This is a genomic window from Candidatus Spongiisocius sp. (genome assembly GCF_965221825.1).
Classification (GTDB): domain Bacteria; phylum Actinomycetota; class Acidimicrobiia; order Spongiisociales; family Spongiisociaceae; genus Spongiisocius.
In genome coordinates, this window is record NZ_OZ244917.1 from 2,658,733 (window position 1) to 2,682,412 (window position 23,680).

General features: G+C 61.6%; 16 protein-coding genes. 11 read left to right on the top strand and 5 right to left on the bottom strand.

From position 1 onward, the window contains the following. Positions 1-102 precede the first annotated feature (102 nt). The 5 genes from ACOQPD_RS12375 to ACOQPD_RS12395 all read left to right on the top strand — a co-directional run bounded on the left by ACOQPD_RS12375 (position 103) and on the right by ACOQPD_RS12395 (position 10,455). Positions 103-1,974, top strand: coding sequence for a hypothetical protein (locus tag ACOQPD_RS12375; RefSeq protein WP_420612262.1), 1,872 nt, complete (start codon positions 103-105; stop codon positions 1,972-1,974). 171 nt (positions 1,975-2,145) lie between these two features. Next, positions 2,146-2,799, top strand: coding sequence for a hypothetical protein (locus tag ACOQPD_RS12380; protein ID WP_420612263.1), 654 nt, complete (start codon positions 2,146-2,148; stop codon positions 2,797-2,799). A gap of 1,628 nt (positions 2,800-4,427) precedes the next feature. Continuing rightward, positions 4,428-6,305: a DUF262 domain-containing protein gene (locus tag ACOQPD_RS12385; protein WP_420612264.1), complete on the top strand. Its 1,878-nt coding sequence runs from the start codon at positions 4,428-4,430 to the stop codon at positions 6,303-6,305. A 1,691-nt stretch (positions 6,306-7,996) separates the two neighbouring features. Next, entirely contained in the window at positions 7,997-10,039 is a 2,043-nt protein-coding gene (locus ACOQPD_RS12390; RefSeq protein ID WP_420612265.1) for a hypothetical protein, read from the top strand. Between the two features lie 188 nt (positions 10,040-10,227). Further along, positions 10,228-10,455, top strand: a complete 228-nt coding sequence (locus tag ACOQPD_RS12395) for a hypothetical protein (RefSeq protein WP_420612266.1) — start codon at positions 10,228-10,230, stop codon at positions 10,453-10,455. 146 nt (positions 10,456-10,601) lie between these two features. Here ACOQPD_RS12395 and ACOQPD_RS12400 read toward each other — a convergent pair whose 3' ends face one another. Next, positions 10,602-11,051 (bottom strand): hydantoinase B/oxoprolinase family protein, encoded by a 450-nt coding sequence (locus tag ACOQPD_RS12400; protein ID WP_420612267.1) that lies wholly within the window; start codon positions 11,049-11,051, stop codon positions 10,602-10,604. 370 nt (positions 11,052-11,421) lie between these two features. On the opposite strand from ACOQPD_RS12400, the gene ACOQPD_RS12405 reads away from it, so the two are divergent. Then, the gene (locus ACOQPD_RS12405; protein WP_420611466.1) at positions 11,422-12,615 is read left to right on the top strand and encodes an ISL3 family transposase; all 1,194 of its coding nucleotides are present in this window, start codon (positions 11,422-11,424) and stop codon (positions 12,613-12,615) included. Between the two features lie 137 nt (positions 12,616-12,752). Continuing rightward, entirely contained in the window at positions 12,753-13,670 is a 918-nt protein-coding gene (locus ACOQPD_RS12410; protein ID WP_420612268.1) for a hypothetical protein, read from the top strand. A 66-nt stretch (positions 13,671-13,736) separates the two neighbouring features. Here the strand turns inward: ACOQPD_RS12410 and ACOQPD_RS12415 are convergent, their stop codons facing one another. Both ACOQPD_RS12415 and ACOQPD_RS12420 read right to left on the bottom strand, forming a co-directional pair. Then, a complete protein-coding gene (locus tag ACOQPD_RS12415; RefSeq protein WP_420612269.1) occupies positions 13,737-14,846 on the bottom strand; it encodes a hypothetical protein in 1,110 nt (369 codons plus the stop codon). A 131-nt stretch (positions 14,847-14,977) separates the two neighbouring features. Next, on the bottom strand, positions 14,978-15,655 hold the full coding sequence (locus ACOQPD_RS12420) for a hydantoinase B/oxoprolinase family protein (RefSeq protein WP_420612270.1): 678 nt from the start codon (positions 15,653-15,655) through the stop codon (positions 14,978-14,980). 290 nt (positions 15,656-15,945) lie between these two features. On the opposite strand from ACOQPD_RS12420, the gene ACOQPD_RS12425 reads away from it, so the two are divergent. The 4 genes from ACOQPD_RS12425 to ACOQPD_RS12440 are packed head-to-tail and all read left to right on the top strand — an operon-like array spanning position 15,946 to position 19,841. Beyond that, positions 15,946-17,289 (top strand): ATP-binding protein, encoded by a 1,344-nt coding sequence (locus ACOQPD_RS12425; RefSeq protein ID WP_420612271.1) that lies wholly within the window; start codon positions 15,946-15,948, stop codon positions 17,287-17,289. Between the two features lie 23 nt (positions 17,290-17,312). Further along, a complete protein-coding gene (locus ACOQPD_RS12430) occupies positions 17,313-18,230 on the top strand; it encodes an O-methyltransferase (protein WP_420612272.1) in 918 nt (305 codons plus the stop codon). Beyond that, positions 18,231-19,598, top strand: a complete 1,368-nt coding sequence (locus tag ACOQPD_RS12435) for a DNA-methyltransferase (RefSeq protein WP_420612273.1) — start codon at positions 18,231-18,233, stop codon at positions 19,596-19,598. 36 nt (positions 19,599-19,634) lie between these two features. Further along, complete coding sequence (locus tag ACOQPD_RS12440; RefSeq protein WP_420612274.1) at positions 19,635-19,841, top strand: hypothetical protein; 207 nt, start codon at positions 19,635-19,637, stop codon at positions 19,839-19,841. An 84-nt stretch (positions 19,842-19,925) separates the two neighbouring features. Here the strand turns inward: ACOQPD_RS12440 and ACOQPD_RS12445 are convergent, their stop codons facing one another. Both ACOQPD_RS12445 and ACOQPD_RS12450 read right to left on the bottom strand, forming a co-directional pair. Beyond that, a complete protein-coding gene (locus tag ACOQPD_RS12445) occupies positions 19,926-21,632 on the bottom strand; it encodes a hydantoinase B/oxoprolinase family protein (protein ID WP_420612275.1) in 1,707 nt (568 codons plus the stop codon). Next, complete coding sequence (locus tag ACOQPD_RS12450) at positions 21,625-23,664, bottom strand: hydantoinase/oxoprolinase family protein (protein ID WP_420612276.1); 2,040 nt, start codon at positions 23,662-23,664, stop codon at positions 21,625-21,627. Before ACOQPD_RS12450 ends, ACOQPD_RS12445 begins: the two co-directional genes overlap by 8 nt. Positions 23,665-23,680 lie beyond the last annotated feature (16 nt).

Below are 23,680 nucleotides of genomic sequence, written 5' to 3' on the forward strand. Positions count from 1 at the left end.
GACGACTTCGACCTCTGGTCCTTGCAGCACGACGCTTCAGGCTCGATCGCTGACTCGGACAGCACCCACCGATATGAGAGAGTTCCCTCCTTGTTGGCATGTTTGATCGAGACGGTCACAAAGTCATTGGAATGGGTACCGCTCAGCGATCTCATGGCGCTGGTAGGGCTGATGCCTGATGGTCTTTCGGGAAGGATGCGGGCCTGGATCCTGACCCGGGTCCCGGGCGTCAACCCTCGCGTCCTGGTTGATGAGGTCTCCCACGCTATCTCGTCCAGGTCTCCCACAGGCGACGATCTTGCCCTCGTCGATTGTGCCGTGGGTGACAGCGAACCAGCCGACTACACCGGCCCGTGGATCGCAGCCCTCGGGGAAGCTCCCGCCATCACCGAAGTAGGACGGGCACTCAGAGAGCACAACATCCCTCCCGACTGGTTCCGATCCGCTGAATGGGCTCTGCTGCTCCCATCCCAGTGCGCTGGCGGATGGGCATCGCCAGCAGAGCTTCTCATACCGGACAAGCACATAAGAGAACGCCTAGAGCAGAAGAGCCCCATAGTCACGGAGATACCGAGCCCGCTCAGCACCCAAGAACTGAACGCCGCCGAACCCGAGCAGGCCGCACGCAGAATCGCCGAGTGGCGACCGGCCCCCGGTGACTGGCCCGACCGGTCATTGCGACTCGCCTCAATTCTGGCGGATGCCGTGAAACGGGACCCTGCCAGATGGCTGTCGGTCCCTATCCGGATCGTCAGAGCGCTGCGAGAACCCCTATACATCGGCCGCTACCTCCACACGGCCGCAGACCTCGCACCCGAGCACGACCTACCCGTAGGCGCGCTCCTAGACACCATTCAACTCATCAGATGCCACCCCTGGCCAGCCACACTGCCCTACGAACACAACGATTGGCGCAACGCTGAGACGGCTGGGATCTGGCTGATACGCGTACTAGCCGGATCAGGTCACGACTTCGACGGCCGAAGCGACGAGGTCTGGGCCATCCTCGAAGCCGAAGCCACCAACTGCCCGCCACGGCCCGACGCCACTAACACTCGACTCGACCCTCACGAACGAGCCATCAACCGGTCCTGCACACAAGCACTCGACGCAGCACTTCTCCTCGCCTACAACGAGCAGAAGGCTTCCACACAGGCGCGCCCAGAAGCCATGCGGATCCTCGACGCGAGCCTACAACTGACCGGCCTAGACGGAGCCGAACACCGATCTGTATTAGCCACCAGGCTGAAGCTCCTACGCCACGTAGCCGAGGACTGGTTCAATGCCAACCTTGCTTTGCTCCTCGGCGCGGACGCGGCTGAAGGACTCGGACAGGTCACCGTCAACCAAGCACTCAAATGGGGAACAGCAGACCCCTGGCTACTTGAGCACTGTCAACAACAGATCCGCGCCGCAGCCCAGAACAACGTTAAGAGAGCCCTATCCCACCTAATGCAAGCCATGCTGTGGGAACTGCCCGGCTACACCATCGACGAGACCATCCGCTTTGCTCGAACGGCCAGGCTCATGTCCGACGCTGGCGAACAACTGGGCAGGATGCTCAGCCACGATGCTGCTGAACCACACCAGATCACCCTCGCTGTCAAGTTCTGGCAATCCGCCTTGGAGGCGACAGCCGCGTCAGATGCCCTCCTGGGATTCGGCTGGTACTCAGAAATCAAGACCATCGACACTCAAGTGTGGGAACAGATGACCCTACAGACGGTGAAGGCCAGCGGCGGCCGAACCAGCTGGACCTACGGTGTGGCAAACAGAATCGCATCATCGGCACCGACCCGGACCGGCCTAGCGATCCTCGACGAACTGATACGAGGCCAAGGAAACGACTGGGACCGCGAACACGCCACAGAACAAGCATCACAACTCATCGCCTCAGCCCAAGCCCTACAAGCCACCGTCGAATACCGGAACCTCCGAAACGCGCTCGTCGAACGAGGGCAACTCAACGTATGACCATCGACACCCCAGCCCGTGTTGACGAGTTGCGCTCAGTCACGACACCGCTCCAGACGCAACAGAGATGACGGGGGTTTCGTAATGAGCGTCGGAATGAGGGACGCGTGGCACCGCGCTTGGAGAACTACCAGAGCAGCGACTCGGAGAGTTGCGGTCGTCATTCCCGTCTTGCTCTCTATCCTCGCTCCGATTCTCTGGTACTTCAGTGGCCAGGAAGGCGCCCTCACCCTTTATGTGCTGAGCCTGTTCGCAGCGGTAGCTGGGTGTTTCCTCGGCTGGCGATACAGGAGCGCGCCAGCGGGGTGGGCAGCGAGCTACGGAGCAGCGCTCTCGTCGTTCTGGTTGGTGCTTGAACTGGCGTTTCTGTGGTCCGCTATCACCGGACATTTCGCTGCGTTCGTTTCCGCAGTGGAGTGGTGGACGGAGCGTCTGGGGGATCTCGGCAACGCCATCGACGCTCTAGACGTAGCCGTGGCAGGCGCCGCGACTGCAGCCGCAGGGGCAGCGCTGGTGGGCTTGGCTGTCGTCGTTCCGTTAGGCGACCGTAACTTGCCCGATCCGGTGGCTGGTCGCTTTGATGCGATGGTCGATCTTCTGGTGTTCATCCTTTGGGGGGTGTTTGTGTTCGTAGCGGTACACATCGCGGCACGGGCGGTTCCCTCTCCCGCCTACAAAGGCGCTTTGGGCATGACGACGCTCGTACTCGGCCCGATGATTGTGTCCGTGCCCCCCGTGGTAGGCCATGTGCTCCGGGGCGCGTGGGGTCAACTCCGGTCTATTGCCGCACCACCCGCCGATGCAGCTGATAACGACGCCAACTAAAGGACTGTCCCTTGGGCGCATTGGAGTGAGTCTGGGTGTCGAAAAGGCTTCCGGTATCGGCGGCTCGGCGCATCCACATGAGAGGGTGTCTCGGGGCGCTACGGTTCCAGCGGCATCCTTGAGGGTGCCGTATGGGGTCCGGGACGGTGTGCTCGTTCACGCGTCTGCGGTGGAGCGGGGTTTGGCGTGCGGGTGTGTCTGTGTCGAGTGTGGGACCCGTTTGGTAGCTAGGAAGGGGCCGAAGACCAGACCTCATTTCGCTCATCACGCCAGTGTGGGGGTTTGTGATGGGGAGTCCCTGCTTCATCGTCTAGGCAAACGGATCCTGGCTCAACGCATGGAGCGGGCTATCGCCACTCAGCGGCCCCTGAACGTTCGATGGACGTGCGAGCGGTGTTACCGCGACCACGAGACGAACCTTGTTGGGAGGGCTACGGGTGTTGCTGTCGAGCATACGATCAGTACGGCTGATGGCAGCAGGATAAGACCGGATGTGGCACTGTTCGGCCCCTCGAGTGAACCCCAGACGCTTTGTGAAGTGGTTGTTACCCATGAGCCCGACCAGGCCGTCTACGACTATGCCCGTGCGCACGGTGTCGCATTGGCCGAGTTCCGTATCGACACTGTTGCGGACCTCGAAGGTCTAGAGCACGCTCGGACACTGCGGGCGAAGAAAGCCACTCTCGGGTGTCTCACGCTCAGCTGTTCCGAGTGTGGCAAACCGATGCTGGACAATCCCACCCGCTACTCCCTCCATGTAGTAGCAGCACCATGTAGGAAATGCGGCGGCAACATGAACCTGGCGCTATGGGAAGGCACGGGGGGTGGGATTCACGACTACCTAGGAGGGTCCGTGTTCGGACCGTCAGGTCGCTCCTGGGGCACCATGGTCGAGGACGGCGACGGACCTGACGAAGAAGAACTTGAAGTAGCGCGAAGCCATGGGGCGACCATCAGACGGCACCGCAGCCGAACGATGGGCGGTTCCTACCAAGCCAACACCTGCCCACGGTGCCAGGCGTTCGTGGGCGCCAACTACGAAGGCGACTACTCCGACCGGATCCGCCCCGAAAACAAGGTAGCCACCTACTCCCGATGTGAACACTGTCCGTGCGGCACATGTGACTGTACGGGCCTCCCAGTACCCCCGACCGAGACGATGGCTGAGCGGCCCGCCCCAGAACGTCGCAGAGGCAACGCGGTGGGCAGGATTAGATGTGGCCACTGCAAAGGACGCCACACCACAGTCCAACAAGTACGAGAGTGCCCCGGCATCAACACAACTGGCCGCCGGATCGAACAGCGTTAGCCGGCAAGGGTCACCTCGCACTCCTCAGTCAGCGAGAGGAGGTGACAGGCTCGTGGGACCTCTACCATCACCCCTGGTCAGCGGTGGCCGTGAAGGCCACACACGGTTGCTTGGAGTCCCTCGGTGCTTCAGGGCTCCACATACGCCCAGTTCAGAGACTACTTCTGTCCATCCACGATCCAGGCGGTGCGTGTCAGTCAAGTGTGAATTTTCATGTTTGCGTGTCCGCTTGATAAGCTCCGCGTTGCTGCCTCCGAGGAACGGATCCTCCCGTGACCCCGATCCGCCATGCCGTTCTCCTTTACGACTGGCTTGATTGATGAAGGCTGACACGAACACGCTGCAAGAGGTGTTTCAAGGCGACCGGCGTTTCGTGATTCCGGTGTACCAACGCCCTTATGTTTGGGACCGTGAGCGGCAGTGGGAACCTCTCTGGACCGATGTTGAGTCGACCGCCATGCGCTTGGCCGAGACGCGTCAGGAGTCAGATCGCGCCGGCAAGCCCGCGTCGAAGGCCGATGAGAAGGCAGCACCTCACTTTTTGGGTGCCATCGTCGTGGAGCCGTACCCCACGGGCACCCTGGACATCAAGACTCGCCTAGTGGTGGACGGTCAGCAACGCCTCATTACGCTGCAACTTCTTTTGATGGGGACGCTTGATGCTCTGCGGACTGCAGGCATCACCAAGCTCCAACTAGCGCAACTGCGCAAGCTGAGTCGCAATGACCAAGAGATCTGGTCGGGCGACGATGTGCACAAAGTCTGGCCACGGCAGGCCGAGTCCGAACGTTATCGAAGGGCAGTGGCCGAGGAACCGCCACCTCAACATGATTCGGTGTTCGCCGAAGCGCGCGACTTTTTCTTCGGTCAAGCGATCAGCTTTCTGGAGGACGAGAGAGTTCCAGAGGACCCGTATGCTGATGGGGACTCGGTGCAGCGGCGGGCCTCGCTTCTGGTGGCGACCCTGTTGGCGCTTGTCAAGCTTGTCATGATCGATCTGGAGGATGTCGACGATGCTCAAGTTATTTTCGAGGCGCTGAACGCCCGTAACACCCCGCTATCGGCGACTGATCTGATCAAGAACTTGCTTTTCATGCGTGTTCAAGCCCAAGGCCACGATCCCCAGAAGCTCTACGACGACGTCTGGGCTCGATTTGACAATGCCGATGACTGGTGGCGTGAGTCTATTGGGGCTGGTCACGCTCGTAGGGCAAGACAGGACTGGCTGATGGGAGACTGGCTCATTGCCCAGCTTGGTCGCGTCATCAACGTCGGTCGTCTGTACGGCGAATTCCGACGTTGGTTGCCGGACAGTGGCACAACCGCGTTCGACGCGCTGTACGAACTGGACCTCTACGCGGATGCCTATGAGAGGCTCCACGGCCGTAAGGAAGGCGCGACAGCTAATGAGCGTCTGTCGTTCCAACGAATCAGTCGGCTCAACGTTACGGTGGCTACTCCCGTGCTCCTGTGGCTTCTGACTCGACCCGAAGAGGACCTCCCACCGGGCGAGCGGGAGTTGGCGTTCCAAGCCGTAGAGTCCTTCGTCATTCGGCGTATGGCGATCAAGGCCCAAACCCGTGCCTACGGCCAAGCCTTCGCCGAGGTGCTCAGAGCCGCGCAAGCACCGGGAGCGCATCCGGGGCTGGCGATCGTGGAGGCACTCCGCCAAGGACCATATGGATACCCATGGCCGACGGACGAGCAGTTGGTTGAGCAGTTCCGAAGCTCCCCCTACTACGGATACGGAGGAATCGCCCAATACCGGCTTCGGCTCCTGCTGGGCGAGGTCGACGCACAGCTTCAGCGCGACGACTATCACAAGGGAGAGCCAGTCGAAGCCATAAGGTATGAGCGGCTGCAAGTCGAGCATGTGCTCCCAAGAAGCTGGCAAGAACACTGGCCGGTCGAAGCTTCGGACGAGGGTCAAAAGATCGTTCTGGAGACGGAGCGGCCTCACCATGTACACCGCATCGGGAACCTCACGCTGGTCAGCAATCGCCTGAATCCGGCACTGAGCAACGAACCCTGGAATGAGAAGCGCCGCGAACTGAAGAAGCACTCACATTTGCGTCTAAACGCCCGATTGTGCCAGGAGACCACTTGGGACGAGCAGACGATCCGAGCGCGAGGAGAGTGGCTGGCCGAGGTCGTATCGCGGATCTGGCCAGGGCCTAACTCCAATAACTGGGACTAACGCTTCCGGACCGGTTGTGTAGCGTCGTCCTCGCCGAAGCCGCCGACGCGCGGGTTCGGGAACGACCGCGACGACAGGCCGCGGCAGGAAGGTGTGGGAGACCGGGTTCGGCTCTGTCGCCAGCAGGCGGGGTGGCGGCACCTGGCATGACCGATCCAATCAACGTTGGCTGGCAGGTAGCCCGTTCTTGCGCCAGAACATGCCCTCGGTAAGACCCCGGCAGGAATGCGGGAGCGGATCAGGCCCCGGGGGCCACTAATCCCTCCAGGAGCGGCCCCTACAATCCGCGGCGATGAGCTTTCTACTCCGAGTTGTTGGCCTTATCGCCGTCGCGTTGCTGTTGCTCTTCAACGCCGAACGGCTCGGTGCGTGGATCACCTCAGCCATTTCTTGGACCTTCGACCGCGTCTAGAGGAACCCTCGGGTCGAGCGGTCTTGCCTCCAGGTGCACGGTCCGCACCAACTCGATGGATTCGGTCAAGCGGGTTGCTCAGACGGCTCCTACGAAACATCAAGAAACGTCCCCTTCCGAACATGGCTACCGACCGTGTCGACGAATGCATGGACCGCCTAACGAGAGTATCCGAAACGGGTCACCAGTATGTCAATGAGCAAATCGCGCACTACAACCCATCGAAAGCCGAAGACCTCGGTCTGCCATACAGGGACATCCACAAAGCCGCAGACACAATCGGCGGCATCTACCAGGAACTGCACATGATCATCGACGACGCAACCGCCGTCCCCCGAGCATCGCGGACTCGTCACCATACTTCGCATGGGAGTTCCTAGTCACCGAAGCATGGGTAACCCACGACGAAGCACGCGACACAACGCAGCGCCGCCTCGCCGAGTGGCAACGTCTCACCCACTCAGTGTCTATGAGCCCACGACTGATCGTCCCATCTGGCCTACTTCGGTCACCCCGAACCCGGACGGCTGGACATGCGAAAACAACCGGAGCGCTACCCCACCCGACGAAGGGGCCGGCCCACGGGGCGCAACCTCTTGGGTAACGGAAGCCCGGCTGCCTCGCGAGATCCAAGCAACCCGGCGACCGACGCAGCAGTATTTGGTGTCGGGGACGGCCATGGGCGATCATGGTTGCGGGGGCGGTTGGGATTGCGGGGCGGTTGGACAGGTTGAGTCTGGGAGCCCTGGCCAAGGATGAGGTGAATGCGCGCTCCTCCAACAGGGGTTCATGCCTATTTCCTATCGATCCTCAAAGGAAGTCTTGATGACATGCTTGTCGGCAGTCAACGCTTCCTCTACACCGAGACAGACTCCGCCTCCGGACGGTCGGAATGCCTATGGACTGTCTGCGTAGCTCATGCCAGCGATGGGGCCGTCCGCGGCGGACTCCGAGGACTCCCTTGAATCGAAGCCAAGCATCTCCGTTACCCGGTCCACCTCCGCACCGCAGGTGGTATGAGTTCCCTGGTCGGACTCGACCCCCATGATCGAGGGGGACCCGATCCACCACCACAACCCTCATCTTAGGTGGGGGCTCAGATCAGGCTCTTGAGGCTATCATGCCGTCTTGTCAACCGATCTTGGTGTGTCGGACCCACCGATCTGGGACTGGCGCAACAGCGCGGCACCTGGGTCTCCGCTAGCCGGCCGAGCATTGCACCGAGCCGAATCTCGGTTGCTGCTGCAGGTTGGACGACGGAAGAACACTCGAGTGAATCATGAACGGTGACTATCTCTCAGCACTTGCACTACTCAAGACAGCATACGACGAGCACGGTGCCACGTATCTTGACTATGTGACACCTTTTGTCGGTGACACAATCCGTGCCGCTGGGACAAGCCGTATTGACAGTGGCGGGATTGGTGAGGCGCTCGTCGAGCGGTACGGCCTCGAGATACCTGTTGGCGTGCTGAACACTATCACGCGCCGTCTAACGAGGCAGGGGTTCGGCAGCCGTTCCCATGGCCATTTCATACCAGACCGCGCCAAGCTCACAGAGTCATACAATTTCGACGAGCGCCGCGCCGACAGCCGAGACGCGATTGATGCCTTGGCAGCGAGCTTCATCGAGTTTACTGAAGTTAGGACTGGTAGGTCTCTGTCTAATCACGAAGCGATCGCTGCCCTCATCAAGTATGCGGACAACAACGGGCTGCCGATCCTCAAGACAATGCATGGACCTACGACGCTACCGACTTCGCTAAGCCTCAACGAGATGGAGTATGTAACGAGCCAATTCGTGATCCATACTTTCGAAGGAACCCTGCCTGAAATGGAAACTCTTGTGATGCTTGCTAAAGGTAGCAAGCTGGCGAGTGTTCTGTATCTGCCCGATCCCCAAGATGTGACGCGCAGAATCAGCAACTTGCGGGCATTCTTCGATACACCAACACTGCTCTCTGCTCTTGGGCATCAGGGTACCGACCAAGAGAGAGCCGCGCGGGAACTCCTTGATCTCGCATATCAGAGCGGCGTAGATGTTGCCACATTCGATCATACGGTCCGAGAGATGGAGTTGATCCTGAGCACCGTGGCTGGTCACGTCCACCGAACGGGCTATTCCGAGCTACAACCGAGAGGGGTGCAGGCTCACTTCCTGAGCCTCGGATACACGGCGTCGGACATCGAGATCCTGGTTGGACGACTCGAAAGCGACCTCCGCTCGTTGAGAGTTCGTATTGTAGAGAAACCCGACATCGGTACCGAGCTGTCAGTAAATGAAACCGATCTTGAAGCACAACTTAGCGAAGAAGTGAATTATCCGCGAAGACCACCGATGGTCCATGATCTTGATGCGCTCACCGCCACATTCAGACAACGCAGGGGACAACTCCCTGCAAAGTTTGAACAGTCACGCGCCATATTTGTGACACCTAACAGGGCTCTCGCTCGGTGCTCGAAGCGGTTCTTTGAGAAAGAGTACGGAGACCACTGGCCTCTAGCCATAACAGACGACGACTTCGCTACCCTGCTCTGGCTCAAACAACCGCTCACGGCACCTGACTTGCCCAACCACCGCGTTGTTGCTGATGCCTATGCAGCCCTTGAACCAGGTCTCGTGAGCTGGGAGAGCTTTCTGGCCGAGATCGAAAAGCTCCACGATGATGACTCCCTATCTCACGACGACTACTACTTCCTTCGCTACTCCAAGGCGTCGAAGGATGCTCTGATGCAGGAGACTCTTGGGAAACCCGTCCGCGTCGACGCAAGAACGGTACATGAGATAATAGCCCGAGCGAAAAACTCGATTCGTGCACCGATCCAAGATGAGGTTGACCAACGAACTGCCGAACTCTCTAAAGCGTTGGCCGCGGCTGTGGAGCGAGAAGATTCGCTGATGAATACTGTTGTGGCGGCCGAGCATGCACGAGACCGGGCTGTCGCTAAGGTAATCCGCGCCCAGCGTGAGCGGGACTATGTGCTCGACAATCAACGAAAAAAGGCGCGGCGAAGGGCAACCCACAGGGCGGCTCTTTTACGGCGCTTTCTATTGGCAGTCGTTGTGGTTGTGTTGCTAGTTGGGATCTGGTTTTCTATAGCCCCTGAATGGGGACTCCCACCGGAGAGGATGTCGCCGGTAATGCGTTGGATAGCCATCATGTCGGTCGGCGGGGTTCTGTTGCTCCCGATCACTGCATCGGTACTAAACTGGGATGTCACCAGGTTTATACGTAAGCATGAGGTGCAGATAGCTCACTGGCTTGAGAAAAAGTACCTAGAAACAGCGGGGATAGGTATCAAAGAAGATGTCTCTACCTAAGCTGATCCTATACCGTGTTATCGGCACTGTAACGAGGAAGGTGTAGAGAAGAGAACTGTGTTCCTCTGGTAGCCAACGGGAGGTTGGCCCGCTTGGGTATACGCTTGGTGGTGGCCGTGTGTGGAGTCAGCCCACTTGGATTAGTGGTTCAGTTCTCTGGCTGTTGTCTTCGTGGTTCGCTGCCTACTGTGCTGAACCCAGCGGGGCAGGCGTTCCGGGTGTCGCTGGGCGGTCGTAGCCTGGCCCGCTCCGACCAGCCTGTGCCTCCTGATGTCCGGCCCGCGCCTTACAGTGACCAGCAGCTCCTGGACGAATATCTCTCGACGTGGGCTGCGTTCGCGTTCGGCTGCGACACCTCGGAGGTGTCGGACTTGCAGGTCCTCCCCTGGGTGGCCGGATACGACAACACGACCTGAACGCTCTACGATGTCCCGGCTCGGATCGGGAGTGGTCACCAGGCGTCTCGCTCGCTCGGTCGGGGTGACATCCCGAACGGGAGATGACAGACCGGGCATCGCTAACCATGATGGTCCAACTAGCTGTACTGTCCAGGGTTCCCTCATCAGCGGAGGGTCGCCGTTCTTGCAGTGTCCACGCTGAAGGTGGCCGGGTCCACTGCGACGCCGTAGTCCTGCTCGGCTGCCGCGATGGATACGAAGCCGTTGCGGACATCCTTCGCCACCTTTGCGGGATCGCGCTCGAAGGGGTTGCCCCAGCCGCCGCCTCCTCCGGTGTTGTTGGCGAGAACTTGTCCGGCTTCGAGGAAGTTGTAGCTGCTGCCCTTCCGCTCCTCGTGTTCCGTCCCCGGGTCGATCACGATGTGGTTGGGGTCGGCTTCCTTCCCGCCGTTGATGCCCCATGGAGGGCTCAGGGTCTTGTAGACGATCGAGATGGCCGTGCTGGGGGCGAGAAACCGGTAGACCCTGCTGATGCCCACCCCGCCGCGGTGCCTGCCGGGGCCTCCGGTGTCGGGCCGGGCAAACCCGGAAGGGCGTTGAGGCCTTGGTCGCATGTGGAGTGCCATCCGCTCGCTGACCAACGGCGCCATTCGATGGAACAGATCACCTCTAGCCAGCCCGAGCCGGCCATATGCGGCCGTGCAGAAGAGGTGGCACCTTCTCCGAGCGCTCGGCCCCATGGCGGGGCCACACGACTCGCCGTCCGGCCGGCCTGCTCTGGCACACCCTGACCACGCATGGCGCTGCCGTGTCAGGGCCGCGCCATAGGCTGCCTCGTTACGAGGACGGAAGAGACCTACTACTACGGTCAGAATTCCCGGCCCTGCGCGAATACGTGGGTGCGGGGGCCTGAAATCCTTGGTTTGGGGGTGAGGCCTCGCTGAAATCGGTGAAGTACCAGTTCGCCGATGCCAGGAGGCCTCGATGTCTGATGTTATGTCCGTTCGCTTGTGGTTGGGTGGTGTTCGGGTGCTGGGTGTGGCGGTCGATACGGTTGACCGCCTGGAGGTGGAGGTGGAGTCGTCTCGGGAGTGGTCGCGGTGCCCGTATTGCGGGTTCCGCTGCCGTCGGGTGTGGGATCGGCGGGTCAAGCGGGTCCGCGACCTTGGGGTGTCGGGCCGGCGGACGACGCTGGTGTGGCGGCGTCGGCGGTTCGTGTGCGGCAACTGTGGGGAGCGGCACCTCGAGGAGCATGACCAGTTTCAGGGGAGTCTCACCCGGCGGCTTTCTCGCCGGCTGGTGGAGGACGCCCGGGCGATGTCGATTAGGGCGGTGGCTCGCCGTCATGGGGTGGGTTGGCATCGAATCATGGCGTTGGTGAGAGCCCATTCGGCTCGGGTCGCGAAGCGGCGTCGGGTCCGGCCGTGTCGGGTGTTGTTGGTGGACGAGACGTCGATTCGGCGTCGTCACCGGTATGTGACCGTGGTTGCGTGTGGGGACACCAAACAGGTGTTGGCGATGATCCCAGGACGCACGAAAGGGTCTCTGAGCAGGTTCTTTAGGGAACAGGGGCCGGACTGGTGCCAGGGGGTGGAGATCGTCGTCACAGACGGTTCACGGTCTTACCAAGCTGCGATTAGCCAATACCTGCCCGACGCCCGCCACGTCCTGGATCGCTTCCATGTGGTTCGCTGGTTCACCGAAGGCTTGACTCTGGTAAGACGAGAACTCCAACGCCGCGACCCCGACCAGACACCCCCAGCATTCGAGCCGGACCTGTTCCGAGCGCGCTTCACCCTGCTGCGGAGAGAAGACCATCTCACCGACGCCCACCGCAAGCATCTGGAGACACTGTTCGAGGCTTACCCTCGGCTCAAGACGGCGTGGGATGCTCTCCAAGAGCTCTACAGCATCTACGAAGCCGACGACCTCCAAGGAGCCAACCAGGCGCTCGCCCGGTTCGCTGACCTCTACGACAGCGGCCAGATCCCCGAATACCACGACGTTGTGGACACGATCATTTCCTGGGGAGAAGAAATCTTGGCCTACCACAGCGCCCGACGGGTCACCAACGGACCCATCGAAGGGATCAACAACCTCCTACAAGTCCTACGACGCGTCGCTCACGGGTTCACGAACCCCGACAACTACGCAGCCCGCGGCATCCTCGTAAGATGACCCCCACACCGGCTACAGCACCCAAAACCCACGAAATCGCGCAGCCTCGAATTCCCAGACTGGCTGGTTGGGCTTCGAATGAACCGGCGCCGGATCATCTGGAGCGGTTCAGCCCGGCAAAGGGTAAGCGCCACGTTATGGAGGTTGACATGACGAGGAACTCGCTGATCATGACGCTTGATAAGCCGGGAACTGATGAGTCCGGTGTTCTGGTTGAGGATTTCCAGCCGGTGTTGGAAGGAGTGACCAGGGCGGTGCAGCTTATGGTTTCGCATCTGGGAGGCAGGTCTCCGCGCCCCGGCAGGGTTCCCAACTGGGTGCGGGACCAGAGCCGCTTGCGGATAACCACCGTACGGACGGGGTCGTTGGTTGTTGAGCTCACCCTCGACCCTCCTACCGGCCGGTCTGCGCAGGTGTCCTGGGAGGAGAGCTATGGGGAGCAGGCGGTCCGCGCGTTGCGCGATTGGGACGGACGTGAGGGCTCGACGCTGCCCCCGGTGGTGACTGATTGCCTCTCGGGTGCGGCATCTGGCCTCTCGGACGGTTGGCAGCTGTGGCTCGGAAGCCAATCAGAGCCACGCAGAGTCGAAATCAAACGTCGTGACCCCGACAGGACCGTCCCCGTGGAGGTCGAGGAAGAAGCGCTGCTGCAGGGATGGCTGAAGGAAGTCAACTGGGCCAGGGGAACTGCCCAACTCCACAGCTATGCCGGTGGTTACGTGCGTCTGGAATTCGACGCCTCACTCGAGGAGGAGATGCTCAGGTTGGCAACCCAATACGTCGAGGTTGAAGGGACGGGGCTGTTTTCTGATGAGGGAGACTGCAAGAAGCTCGCGGTGCGTGATCTAAGCAATGATCGTCCGTGGGGGGAACCGTTCGACATGGACGCATTCCTGAATGCTGCCGATGCCAAGGTCTTCTATCCCGATGAGAGGTTGACGGTTGACCTGAGTGATGAGGAGTGGGAGCGCTTCAACCAGGCCATCCGTGAAGGACGAGAGGTTGACGATCATCGTGATTCCCCAGTCTCGATCAGGAAGCTCTCCACCCTGTGACGCCAATACCAACCGCTGAGCAGCGCTCTCTAACCGGCTGGAGATCAAGGGCTGAAAGACCCGGAGTTAACGCACATCCGTCGCTTCAGCGGAAGCTGAGGAAGAAACGGTGGAACCGCTGGCACGACGTTCGATGGTCTTACGGGCTGCCTGGAGGTCGTCTCCGTAACGTCTGAGACTCTTGACCACGCCGGCGAGAATCTGGGGGTCCTCGACGTCTCTCATGAGCTCGATCGGGAACCAATACCGGCCATGCCTGTGGTACCAGTCTTGGTCCTCTTTGCCGAGTTCCCGGCTCACGTCGGGCTCGTCGGCATTGCTGTGGTGGCGAGAGGCCCAAAGAGGGGTCGTGCGGGTGGTCTCGAACAGGTCTTTGTTGATGCCAAACCACACCACGTTGCCGCACAAGCTGATGTATCTGCCGTAGCCGTAGGACTTACTAGCCCTATGGAGCCCCTTGCGGTCCACCCAACCCTGTTTGACGCCTTTCGCGGTTGTGGCGTCGATGAGGCGACGGTATTGGTGTAGCCGATTCTCCGACATGACGGACTCGGTGTCCGAGCGGATGGGTTTGAGGCCCTGGTCGCCGGCACACAGGGCCAGGCTCCGCAGCTGGCGGATCTGGGTCACTGTGCCGGGCTCGCCGCTGTCGCTGCTTCTAGCCGCCATGGCGTCGAGCAGGCCTTCCCAGCTGACCACCATCAAGTGCTGCTGAGTGTCGCCGATACGCACGCAGCGGCGCTCGGCGTCGATCTCCTCGAAAGGACCGAGCTCGCGGAGGCGCTCTCTCAACTGGGGCCACAGGTACGAGACCCTGTCATCAGGCACCAGGAACATAAGGACCGCAGGGCCGTCCTCGGGCAGCCGCCTTTTGATGTAGCCATTGGGTTGATTCGCAGTAAGAGGTGCCCAGAACTTGACCTCCATGAGCACCCGCTCCTGGCCTGTCTGATCGCAGCAGACCAGGTCTGGCCGTGTTCCATCGACCCCGATGACCTGCGTCTTTACGCTGTTGATGGGGTTGACACCTCGCACGCCGGACTTGACCACGTCATTCAACGCCTTCATGCAGGCGACCGAGTGGCGGAAGATGTGGCAGAGAGCTTCGGTCGCGATGTCCTCTGTATTGCCAGGGAAGCTTGAGACCAGGTCAGCCAGCAACATGTCGTCAGACACAGAAACCCCCTTGCGCTCCACCCTTGCAATACCGGCCCGGCCAGATGGTAACCCCGCCCACGCCACGGTATAGGGTCGAGCTCACGGGTCGAGGAAACGTGACAATCCGGCCGGTTGTAGCCAGGGTTCCCTCATCGGCGGAGGGTTGCTGTTCTTGCGGTGTCCACGGTGAAGGTGGCCGGGTCCACTGCGACGCCGTAGTCCCGCTCGGCTGCCTCGGCCGATACGAATCCGTTGCGGACATCCTTCGCCACCTTGGCCGGGTCGCGCTCGAACGGGTTGCCCCAGCCGCCGCCGCCTCCTCCGGTGTTGTTGGCGAGAACCTGTCCGGCTTCGAGGAAGTTGTAGCTGCCTCCCTTCCGCTCCTCGTTCTCCGTCCCCGGGTCGATCACGATGTGGTTGGGTTCGGCTTCTCGCCCGCCGTTGATGCCCCATGGACGGGTCAAGGTCTTGTAGACGATCGAGATGGCCGTGCTGGGGGCGAGGAACCGGTAGACCCTGCTGATGCCCACCCCTCCGCGGTGCTTGCCGGGGCCTCCGGTGTCGGGCCGGTAGCCGTACTGGTCGATCATCAGGGGACCCTTGATCTCCAGCACCTCAACGGGATTGTTGCGGCAGCCCGGCTCGGACAGATGCATGATCCCGTCCTCACCGTCTCCGCCGGCGTGGGCGCCGAACCCGACCGCGTCGTTCATGCCCTCCCGCCACACGCCACGAGTCAGCTGCGGGGCATGCTCTTCGAGCTTGGCCAGCGCATCATCAACAACAGAACCACCCGCGCCCGGAAGACCGGTAGCGACTTCAGACATGGCCGCTGCGCCAGGTCGGGGCAGAACCCCGTCGTCCCTCAAGGCACGTCCATCACCTGCACGGTATCAACCGGATCAGGTGGTCAACCGCATCGGCTTCCTCGGAGACTCAGGTGATACCCCGGGCGGTTTCACCAACACCTAGGGGGCTAAACTGACACACAGACAAATCCAACAATCCATGCCTCCCCATTAAAAGGCCTCTGACCAGGGCAGACCTAACAGGGTCGGGCGGAGAGGGAGGACACCTACTAGCCGATGCCAACGCAGGACTTCTGAGCGGATCGACCATGACCAACAACCTGACCGCCGACGCGAGTCCCGAGAAACGGCTGTTCATCTCGCTCCTGACCCGCGACATCTCCCTCGTCGCTGCGTTCCTTGATCTGATCGACAACTCGATCAATTCTGCGCTGGCCCCATTTGCGGACAAGCTGACGACGGCGGAGAGCTACTTCTCCGCGCTCGATGACCCCGAGATATCGGCGTCCACCTCCATCGATATCGAATTCAGTGCCGAGAGCGTCAAGATCGCCGACAACGCGACCGGCATCGACTCGGAGACCGCTAGGTCTCATGCGTTCAAATTCGGTCGCGCAGCCCCGGACTCCCACGCGTCCCTAGACAGGCTGTCGGTGTACGGGATCGGTCTCAAGCGTGCAATCTTCAAGATGGGCGACCAAATCTCAATCGTGTCAGACCACGAACAAGGCGGATTCGCACTTGATCTCGACGTTCCTGCATGGGCAGCGTTGCAACAGGGCGTATGGAGCTTCCCCATTACAGAGAGACCAAACGCCGACGCCGACACCACCGGAACCGTTATAGAGATCACCCATCTCCACGAGGATGTTGCGACTCGGCTCGACGATGGCATGTTCGAGGGCCATTTGATCAAGACAATCGGCAGGACCTACCACTACTTCCTGGACAAGTTCGTCACGATCAGTGTCAACGGGGAGTCCGTCGCGCCAGACAGCGTGCAAGTGAGTGAGAACCGGACAATCGAGGCCGTGACGATCGCCAACGCAACATGCGCCATCGTCGCCGGTCTTGGTCCAACCGACTCAAACGGGCACTTCCGCGACGCGACGTCTGGATGGTTCGTCCTGTGCAACGGCCGCACGGTCGTTAGTGCTGACAAGAGCAGCCTGACGGGCTGGGGTAGTTATGGCCTACCCATCCACCAGCCCAAGCACCGGCCATTCCTGGGCATCGTAATGTTTGTCAGCGAAGATCCCGAGTCGCTGCCTTGGAATACAACGAAAGCGTCTGTCAACGAAGACAGCATCGCGTGGCAGCGGGCAAGGCGGGAGATGGTGAGTACTGCCAAGGCGATCGTCAACTTCCTCGACAGGCGCTACACCGAGTCTGGCACGGAGGTGGAGTCCAGCGAGTTGAACGAGGCGCGTGGCGGGAGTGTCAACCCGCTCGCATCTTCGTTGGCGAAGCCGCGAAAGTTCAAGCCTCCCGCGCCGAAGAAGGATCCCACGATCCGGATCCAATACGACGCGAAGAGGGCGGACGTGACGCGAATCAGTAAGCACTTGAGACGGCCCGGGATGAGTGGGTCCGAGGTCGGAAGACACACTCTCGACTTCTTCCTTCGGAACGAAGTCGGGGACGAGGAATGACTCCACAGTCCTCAGCGCGCTTGGTGAGCTACGACCTTCGGCCTGCTAAGCAGACCGAGCGCCGGATACTCCTGGACCTTGTCGCGCTCGGTCGAGCGTGTGGGCTGGAGATCAGCAGCTATCGCTACGTAGGTATGGGAGGCAATCGGTTCTACGACTATCTGTTGCTGCACCGCTACCTCGGCATCCACAACATGGTCAGTCTCGAGCACGACCCGAACATGGTCGAGCGAGCCCGGTTCAACGCACCATACGGCTTCATCGACGTGCGAGAACAAAGTACGACCGACTTCATCCAACTCGATGAGTTCGACGTCAATTCGATCTACTGGTTCGATTACGACGGCGCGATTGGCACGGAGGTCATTGCTGACATCTACTCCTTGGGAACGGCCGTCTCAGCGGGAGACTTCATCTTCGTTACAGTCAACGGAAGACCGCCACGAGTAATACGCAAGATGAGCAGTCACCAGCGAGCGGACTGGTACACGGCGACGTTTGGTGACGTCGCCAACCAAATCCAGCCAAACGAGTGTGAGGACGGCACCTTCAACAAGTCGGTTCACAAGCTCCTCCGTACGGCATTTCGCCATGCATTCGCCAGCGCAGCCGACGTCTTCTCGATGCCGCTCCAGATCTTCTACCGCGACAGCACGCAGATGGTGACCGTCGGGGGGTGCTATCTACAAGCGGAAGACGACGAGAAGTACCGCCGCAGATGCGAGCAGGAACTGCCCTTCCTGGACGTCAAGAGCAACGCCCCTTACTCGATCCCGCACCTGTCCTTGAGCGAACGCGAGCGACAGGTCTTCGACCTCGCGGCAACCGGTCGGTCCGAAGCCTTCAACCGATTGAAGGCAATGGGATTCGACGATCGCGACGTCGAATGCCATCGCGAGCTGATTCGTTACATCCCTCGCTACGTCGAAACGATCGTCTAGATGAACTTCAACGATCCGTTCACCCTGCACACAGCGGACGCCAGGGGCATGTCCACCCTCATGCCGTTCCTCGGCGATGACGCTGAGCCGTTGGACTGCACAATCACATCGCCGCCGTACTGGAATATCAAGGACTACGGCCAGCCGGATCAGATTGGCTTCGGCCAAAGCTACGACGAATACCTCGCGGCAATGGGAGACGTGTTCCGCGAGCTCTACGACCACACGAAGTCCACGGGCAGCCTCTGGATGGTGGTCGACACGCTCCGTGTCAACGCGGAGCTTCCTGGTCAGGTAGCGCGGCAACTTCCCCTCCCGTTCGAACTCTCATCACTCGCAGCAAAGTCGGGATGGACCTTGCGCGAAGTCGTCATCTGGAAGAAGGACCGTACGCTCCCGTGGTCCAGCGGTCGACGCTTCCGCAATCTCTTCGAATACGTGCTCTTTCTCGTCAAGACCGACAACCACAAGTTCAAGGTCGACCGTCTACGCGACTTTGAGTTCCGCGAGTGGTGGCTCAGGTGGCCAGAGCGCTACAACCCAAACGGACGACATCCCTCGAACGTGTGGGAGATACCGATCCCTGTGCAGGGGAGCTGGCGCACACCAACGATTCCGCACGTGTGCCCGCTGCCGGAGGAGCTGGTCAAGCGGATGGTCCTACTGTCAACGGATCCGGAGGACGTGGTGTTCGACCCCTTCGCCGGCACTGGCGTCGTGTTGAGCGTCGCCAACGCGCTCGGGCGGAAATCTGCCGGCCTTGACATCGAGCCCGCCTACGCCGGCGCGTTCAGGGATCGAAGCACTGCGAGCGAGTTTAGGGAAAGTGGGAGCGAGACCCGAGCCGCCGCTGTTCGAACGATGCTGATTCAACTCCGGGCCCTCAAGTATCCAAAGGTAATGTTCCAGCGCCTCATCAGCTCGAGTTCGCATCCCGCTCCCCAGTCGATTCTCCTCCGCGTCGGCCGTATCGACGGCGAGACACTCCGTGACGGCCGATCGGCTCCCGTCCGAGTGGACATCACTTTCGCCTATTCAGACGCGGATAGCATCGATCTGGGAGACATCACAGAATCTCTACGAGCGCTCGCATCACGGCCCCCGCTGTCCAAGTTTGGGGTTGATGCGTCCGTCGAAGCGAGCCCGTTAGAGAGTGTTGACGATCAACTCCTCAAGCGGCGGCTGCACGTCTATGAGTCTGGTCACACCTGGGTCACGAGCAAGACGGTCTGCGGCGTAGACGAGATCCGGCGACTCGAGACCCCAGTCATCCGACGAAATCGCTACAGCTACCCACCTATCATCTCCAACGTGAAGCTCCGCATCGTGGATACGGCCGCGTCACCGGAGCAGTCAATCGTCCCTTAGGGAGCCGACTCCAATGATCCTTCGTGGTGAGACCTCGTGACACACCCCGGTCAGATGAACCCTCTCGAACGATGCGACGTCGAACTCATCGTCGCCGCCTTGGACCACTACAAGTATCACGTGCGGAACTCGGACGACTATCCGTCGTACGAGTTCCGCCAAGAGCAACTCGACCGCATCAACGAGACGCTCGGCAGGTTCTTGACCATCGCCGCCCGGACTGTTGGTGGATCTGACAGATGATCTCGTCGGCCAACACCCCCAGCACCCCCACACCTGACGCCGCCGGGGTCAACCCCTACATGAGTCTCCTCAGGAGCGTGTCCCTCATTCGCGGAGGGTTCCTGTTCTTGCGGTGTCCACGGTGAAGGTGGCGGGGTCTACTGCGACGCCGTAGTCCCGCTCGGCTGCCTCGACGGATACGAAGCCGTTGCGGACATCCTTTGCCACCTTTGCGGGATCGCGTTCGAAGGGGTTGCCCCAGCCGCCGCCTCCTCCGGTGTTGTTGGCGAGGACCTGGCCGGCTTCGAGGAAGTTGTAGCTGCTGCCCTTGCGCTCCTCGTTCTCGGTCCCCGGGTCGATCACGATGTGGTTGGGATCGGCTTCCTTCCCGCCGTTGATGCCCCATGGAGGGCTTAGGGTCTTGTAGACGATCGAGATGGCCGTGCTGGGGGCGAGGAACCGGTAGACCCTGCTGATACCCATCCCGCCGCGGTGCTTGCCGGGGCCTCCGGTGTCGGGCCGGTAGCCGTACTGGTCGATCATTAGGGGACCCTTGATCTCCAGCACCTCCACGGGGTTGTTGCGGCAGCCCGGCTCGGACAGATGCATGATGCCGTCCTCACCGTCTCCGCCGGCGTGGGCGCCGAACCCGACCGCGTCGTTCATGCCCTCCAGCCACGGGCCTCCGGTGCGGGGGTCGACTCCGAGGGCCATGACGGAGCAGACGTCACCCCCCGAACAGGCAGGCACGCGGTCGGGCATCCCCTGTGCCAGGGCCTTCAGCATCACCTCGCCGCCCAGCAATCCACCCCACAGGGTGAAGGTGGGCATGGGTGGAACGGCATGCATCACCGATCCCTCCTTGGTGATCACCCGCAACGGGCGGAAGTTGCCGGCCGTCACCGGCCATTCGGGAGTGGTGAGAGCCTTGAAGATCAGGCAGTTGAACGCCTCGGTCAAGCCCCGCGGTAGGTTGATCGGACCGCGAACCCCTTCGTCGCTCCCCGTCCAGTCGACGATCATCTCATCGTCGGTGATGGTGATGGTCACGGCCATCTTTATCGGTCTGTCGAGATCCACCCCGTCGTGGTCCATGTAGTCCTCGGCGCTCCAGGTGCCTTTGGGCATGCGCCGCAGGGCTGCCAGCGCGAGGCGCTCGCCGTGGACGTTGATGGCGTCCATGGCGGCGGTGAGGGTCTCGGCCCCGAACTTGTCGGCGATTTCACGGGTCCGTCTGACCCCGGTCACTACGGCCGACACCTGGGCCTGTATGTCCCCGATCGTGTGGCTGGGCAGCCGGCTGTTGAAACGCACGATGTTGAAAATGTCCTCGTTGATCTCTCCTTCGCGGTACAGCTTGACGACCGGGAAGAAGATCCCTTCCTGGTACATGTCAGTGGAGTCGAGTACGTATCCAGGGTCCTTCTGCTTGAGGTCGAGCACGTGGCAGCGGCAGGACGCAAAGCCGACCAGGCGCCCGTCTACATGGATGGGAGCGAACACGAGCGTGTCGAGCGTATGGGCCGACGACCAGTACGGGTAGTTGTTGATGAACACGTCGCCGGGCTTCATCGCGTCTGTTCCCAGGAACTCGATCGACCGCTTGATGCCGTAGTCGTTGCCGCGGGTGAAAACGGCGATGCCCGGAGCGTCGGCGGCGATGTCTCCGTTCACATCGTGCAGTCCCACCCCGTAGTCGTGGGTTTCGTAGACGACCGTGTTGTAGGACGTCCGGCAGAGGTTCCGGGCCATCTCCTCGCAGGCCGAGAGAAGCCCGTGACGGATGATCTCGGTGGTGATGGCGTCAATCATCGGTGACCCCCAGTGCTATCACGAGCTCGCCATGCTCTCCCACCACCAGATGATCGCCCGGATGGATGACGGTGGTGCCGGTGTGCTCGACTATCACCGCCGGTCCGGCGATCTCGTCATCACGGCGGAGGTCCTCCCTCCTGTACACCCCGGCAGGGACGCGGTAGGCGCCTCCGGCGTCGAGAACGGACCGGGTTGCGAACGGCTCGGGCAGCCCGGCCGCCCGGCGAGGAAGTGCCGGCAACCCGGGTTGATCGACCGTCCCGGTGGCGCTCAGACGCAGCGTCGTGACCTCGACGGGATCGGTCATCGTGTGGCCGTAGTGGCGATGGTGGAGTTCGGCGAACCGCTCTCCCAGATCTGCGATCGGGTTGGCTGTCCCGGCCGGGAGAGGGATCGACACCGGATGTTGCTGGCCGGTGTACCTGAGATCGATCGACCGCGCCAGCACCTGCCTCTCCACAGGAAAGCCCTCTGAGCGCAGCACATCTCCGGCACGGGCCGACATCTCGGCGTAGGAGGCCTCCAGCTGGCCGGCCTCGAGAGACTCCAGCGGCATCACGGCGGTCTGCGCGAAGTCGTGCTGGACGTCAGCCATCAGCATCCCGAGCGCGGAGAAGGCGCCCTGGCCCGGCGGGATGATGACAGTGCCCATACCCAACTCCCGGGCCACGTCGACCGCCACTATCCCACCGGCGCCGCCGAACGCCAGCAGCGCGAAGTCCTTCGGGTCGCGGCCCAGCTCGATGGTGATGGAGCGCACCGCTCCCATCACCTTGACCGCCGAGATCCTCACCACGCCGAGGGCGAGTTCCTCCACTGTTATGCCCACGCGCTCGGCGAGCGGTTCCAATGCGCCGAGGGCCAGGTCTTTGTCGAGAGTCAGGGTCCCTCCCAGTGGGGCCTCCTGGCCGAGATAGCCCACCACGAGGGCGGCGTCGGTGAAGGTGGCTTCGCTTCCACCGGACCCGTACGAGGCGGGCCCCGGGTCCGCGCCGGCGCTGTGCGGGCCGACCTGGAGACCTCCAGCTTCGTCGGTCCAGGCGATCGAGCCACCCCCGGCCCCGATCGTGTGGATGTAGAGGGACGAGATGTTGATGGGCAGGCTCTCGAACTCGGCGCCCTGGTGCATGACGGGCTGCCCGTCGACGATGAGCGAGGCGTCCAGGCTGGTGCCACCCATGTCGATCGTGACCAGGTTGGGTTCCCCGATCATCCGGGCGAAACCCGCCGCCCCGATGACACCTCCCGCCGGGCCCGACAGGATCAGGTTCACAGGGCTCTCGCGGGCCGAGGAGGCGGTCATCGCCCCGCCCCCGGACCGCATCATCAGGAACCGACCCTCGAAACCCCCTGCCGCCAGTTCCCGGCCGAGTTCGTACAGGTAGGTACGCACGATCGGCTTGATATATGCGTCGAGGACTGCCGTGCTGGTCCGCTCGTACTCCCGGTACTCGCGGGAGAGATCTGACGAGATCGACACCTCCACGCCGGGAGCGACCTCTGCCAGAACCTCCCGCATCGATTCCTCGTGTGCGGGGTTGACGTAGGAGTGCAGGAAGGCGACGGCGACCGACTCGTAGCCGCCGTCGCGTATCCGCGCAGCGATCCGGCGAGCGTCCGCCTCGTCGAATCCGGTGTGGACGGAGCCGTCGTACATGAGGCGCTCCGTCACATCGAAGGTGTCGCAGCGTTCCACCAAGCGGGGAGGGGTGCGGTAGAGGATGTCGTAGTTCCCCTCCCGGGACGTCCGTCCCAGCAGGTACACGTCCCGAAACCCCGCAGTGGCCACCACCGCCGTTCGGGCGCCGGAGCGGGTCAGGAGCGCGTTGAGGGCCAGAGTGGTGCCGTGGGTGAACAGGGATGTGCCGGCCAGGGCTGCGCCGACCCGGGCGATCGAGTCGACTACACCCAGGGTCGGGTTCTCCGGCGTCGTGGGGACCTTCTCGAACCGGATCTCCCCGCCGTCGTCGAGATGGACCACGTCGGTGAACGTTCCCCCCACGTCGACAGCCAATCGGTTGGCTCTCATCGGCCTTCCTCTCCGC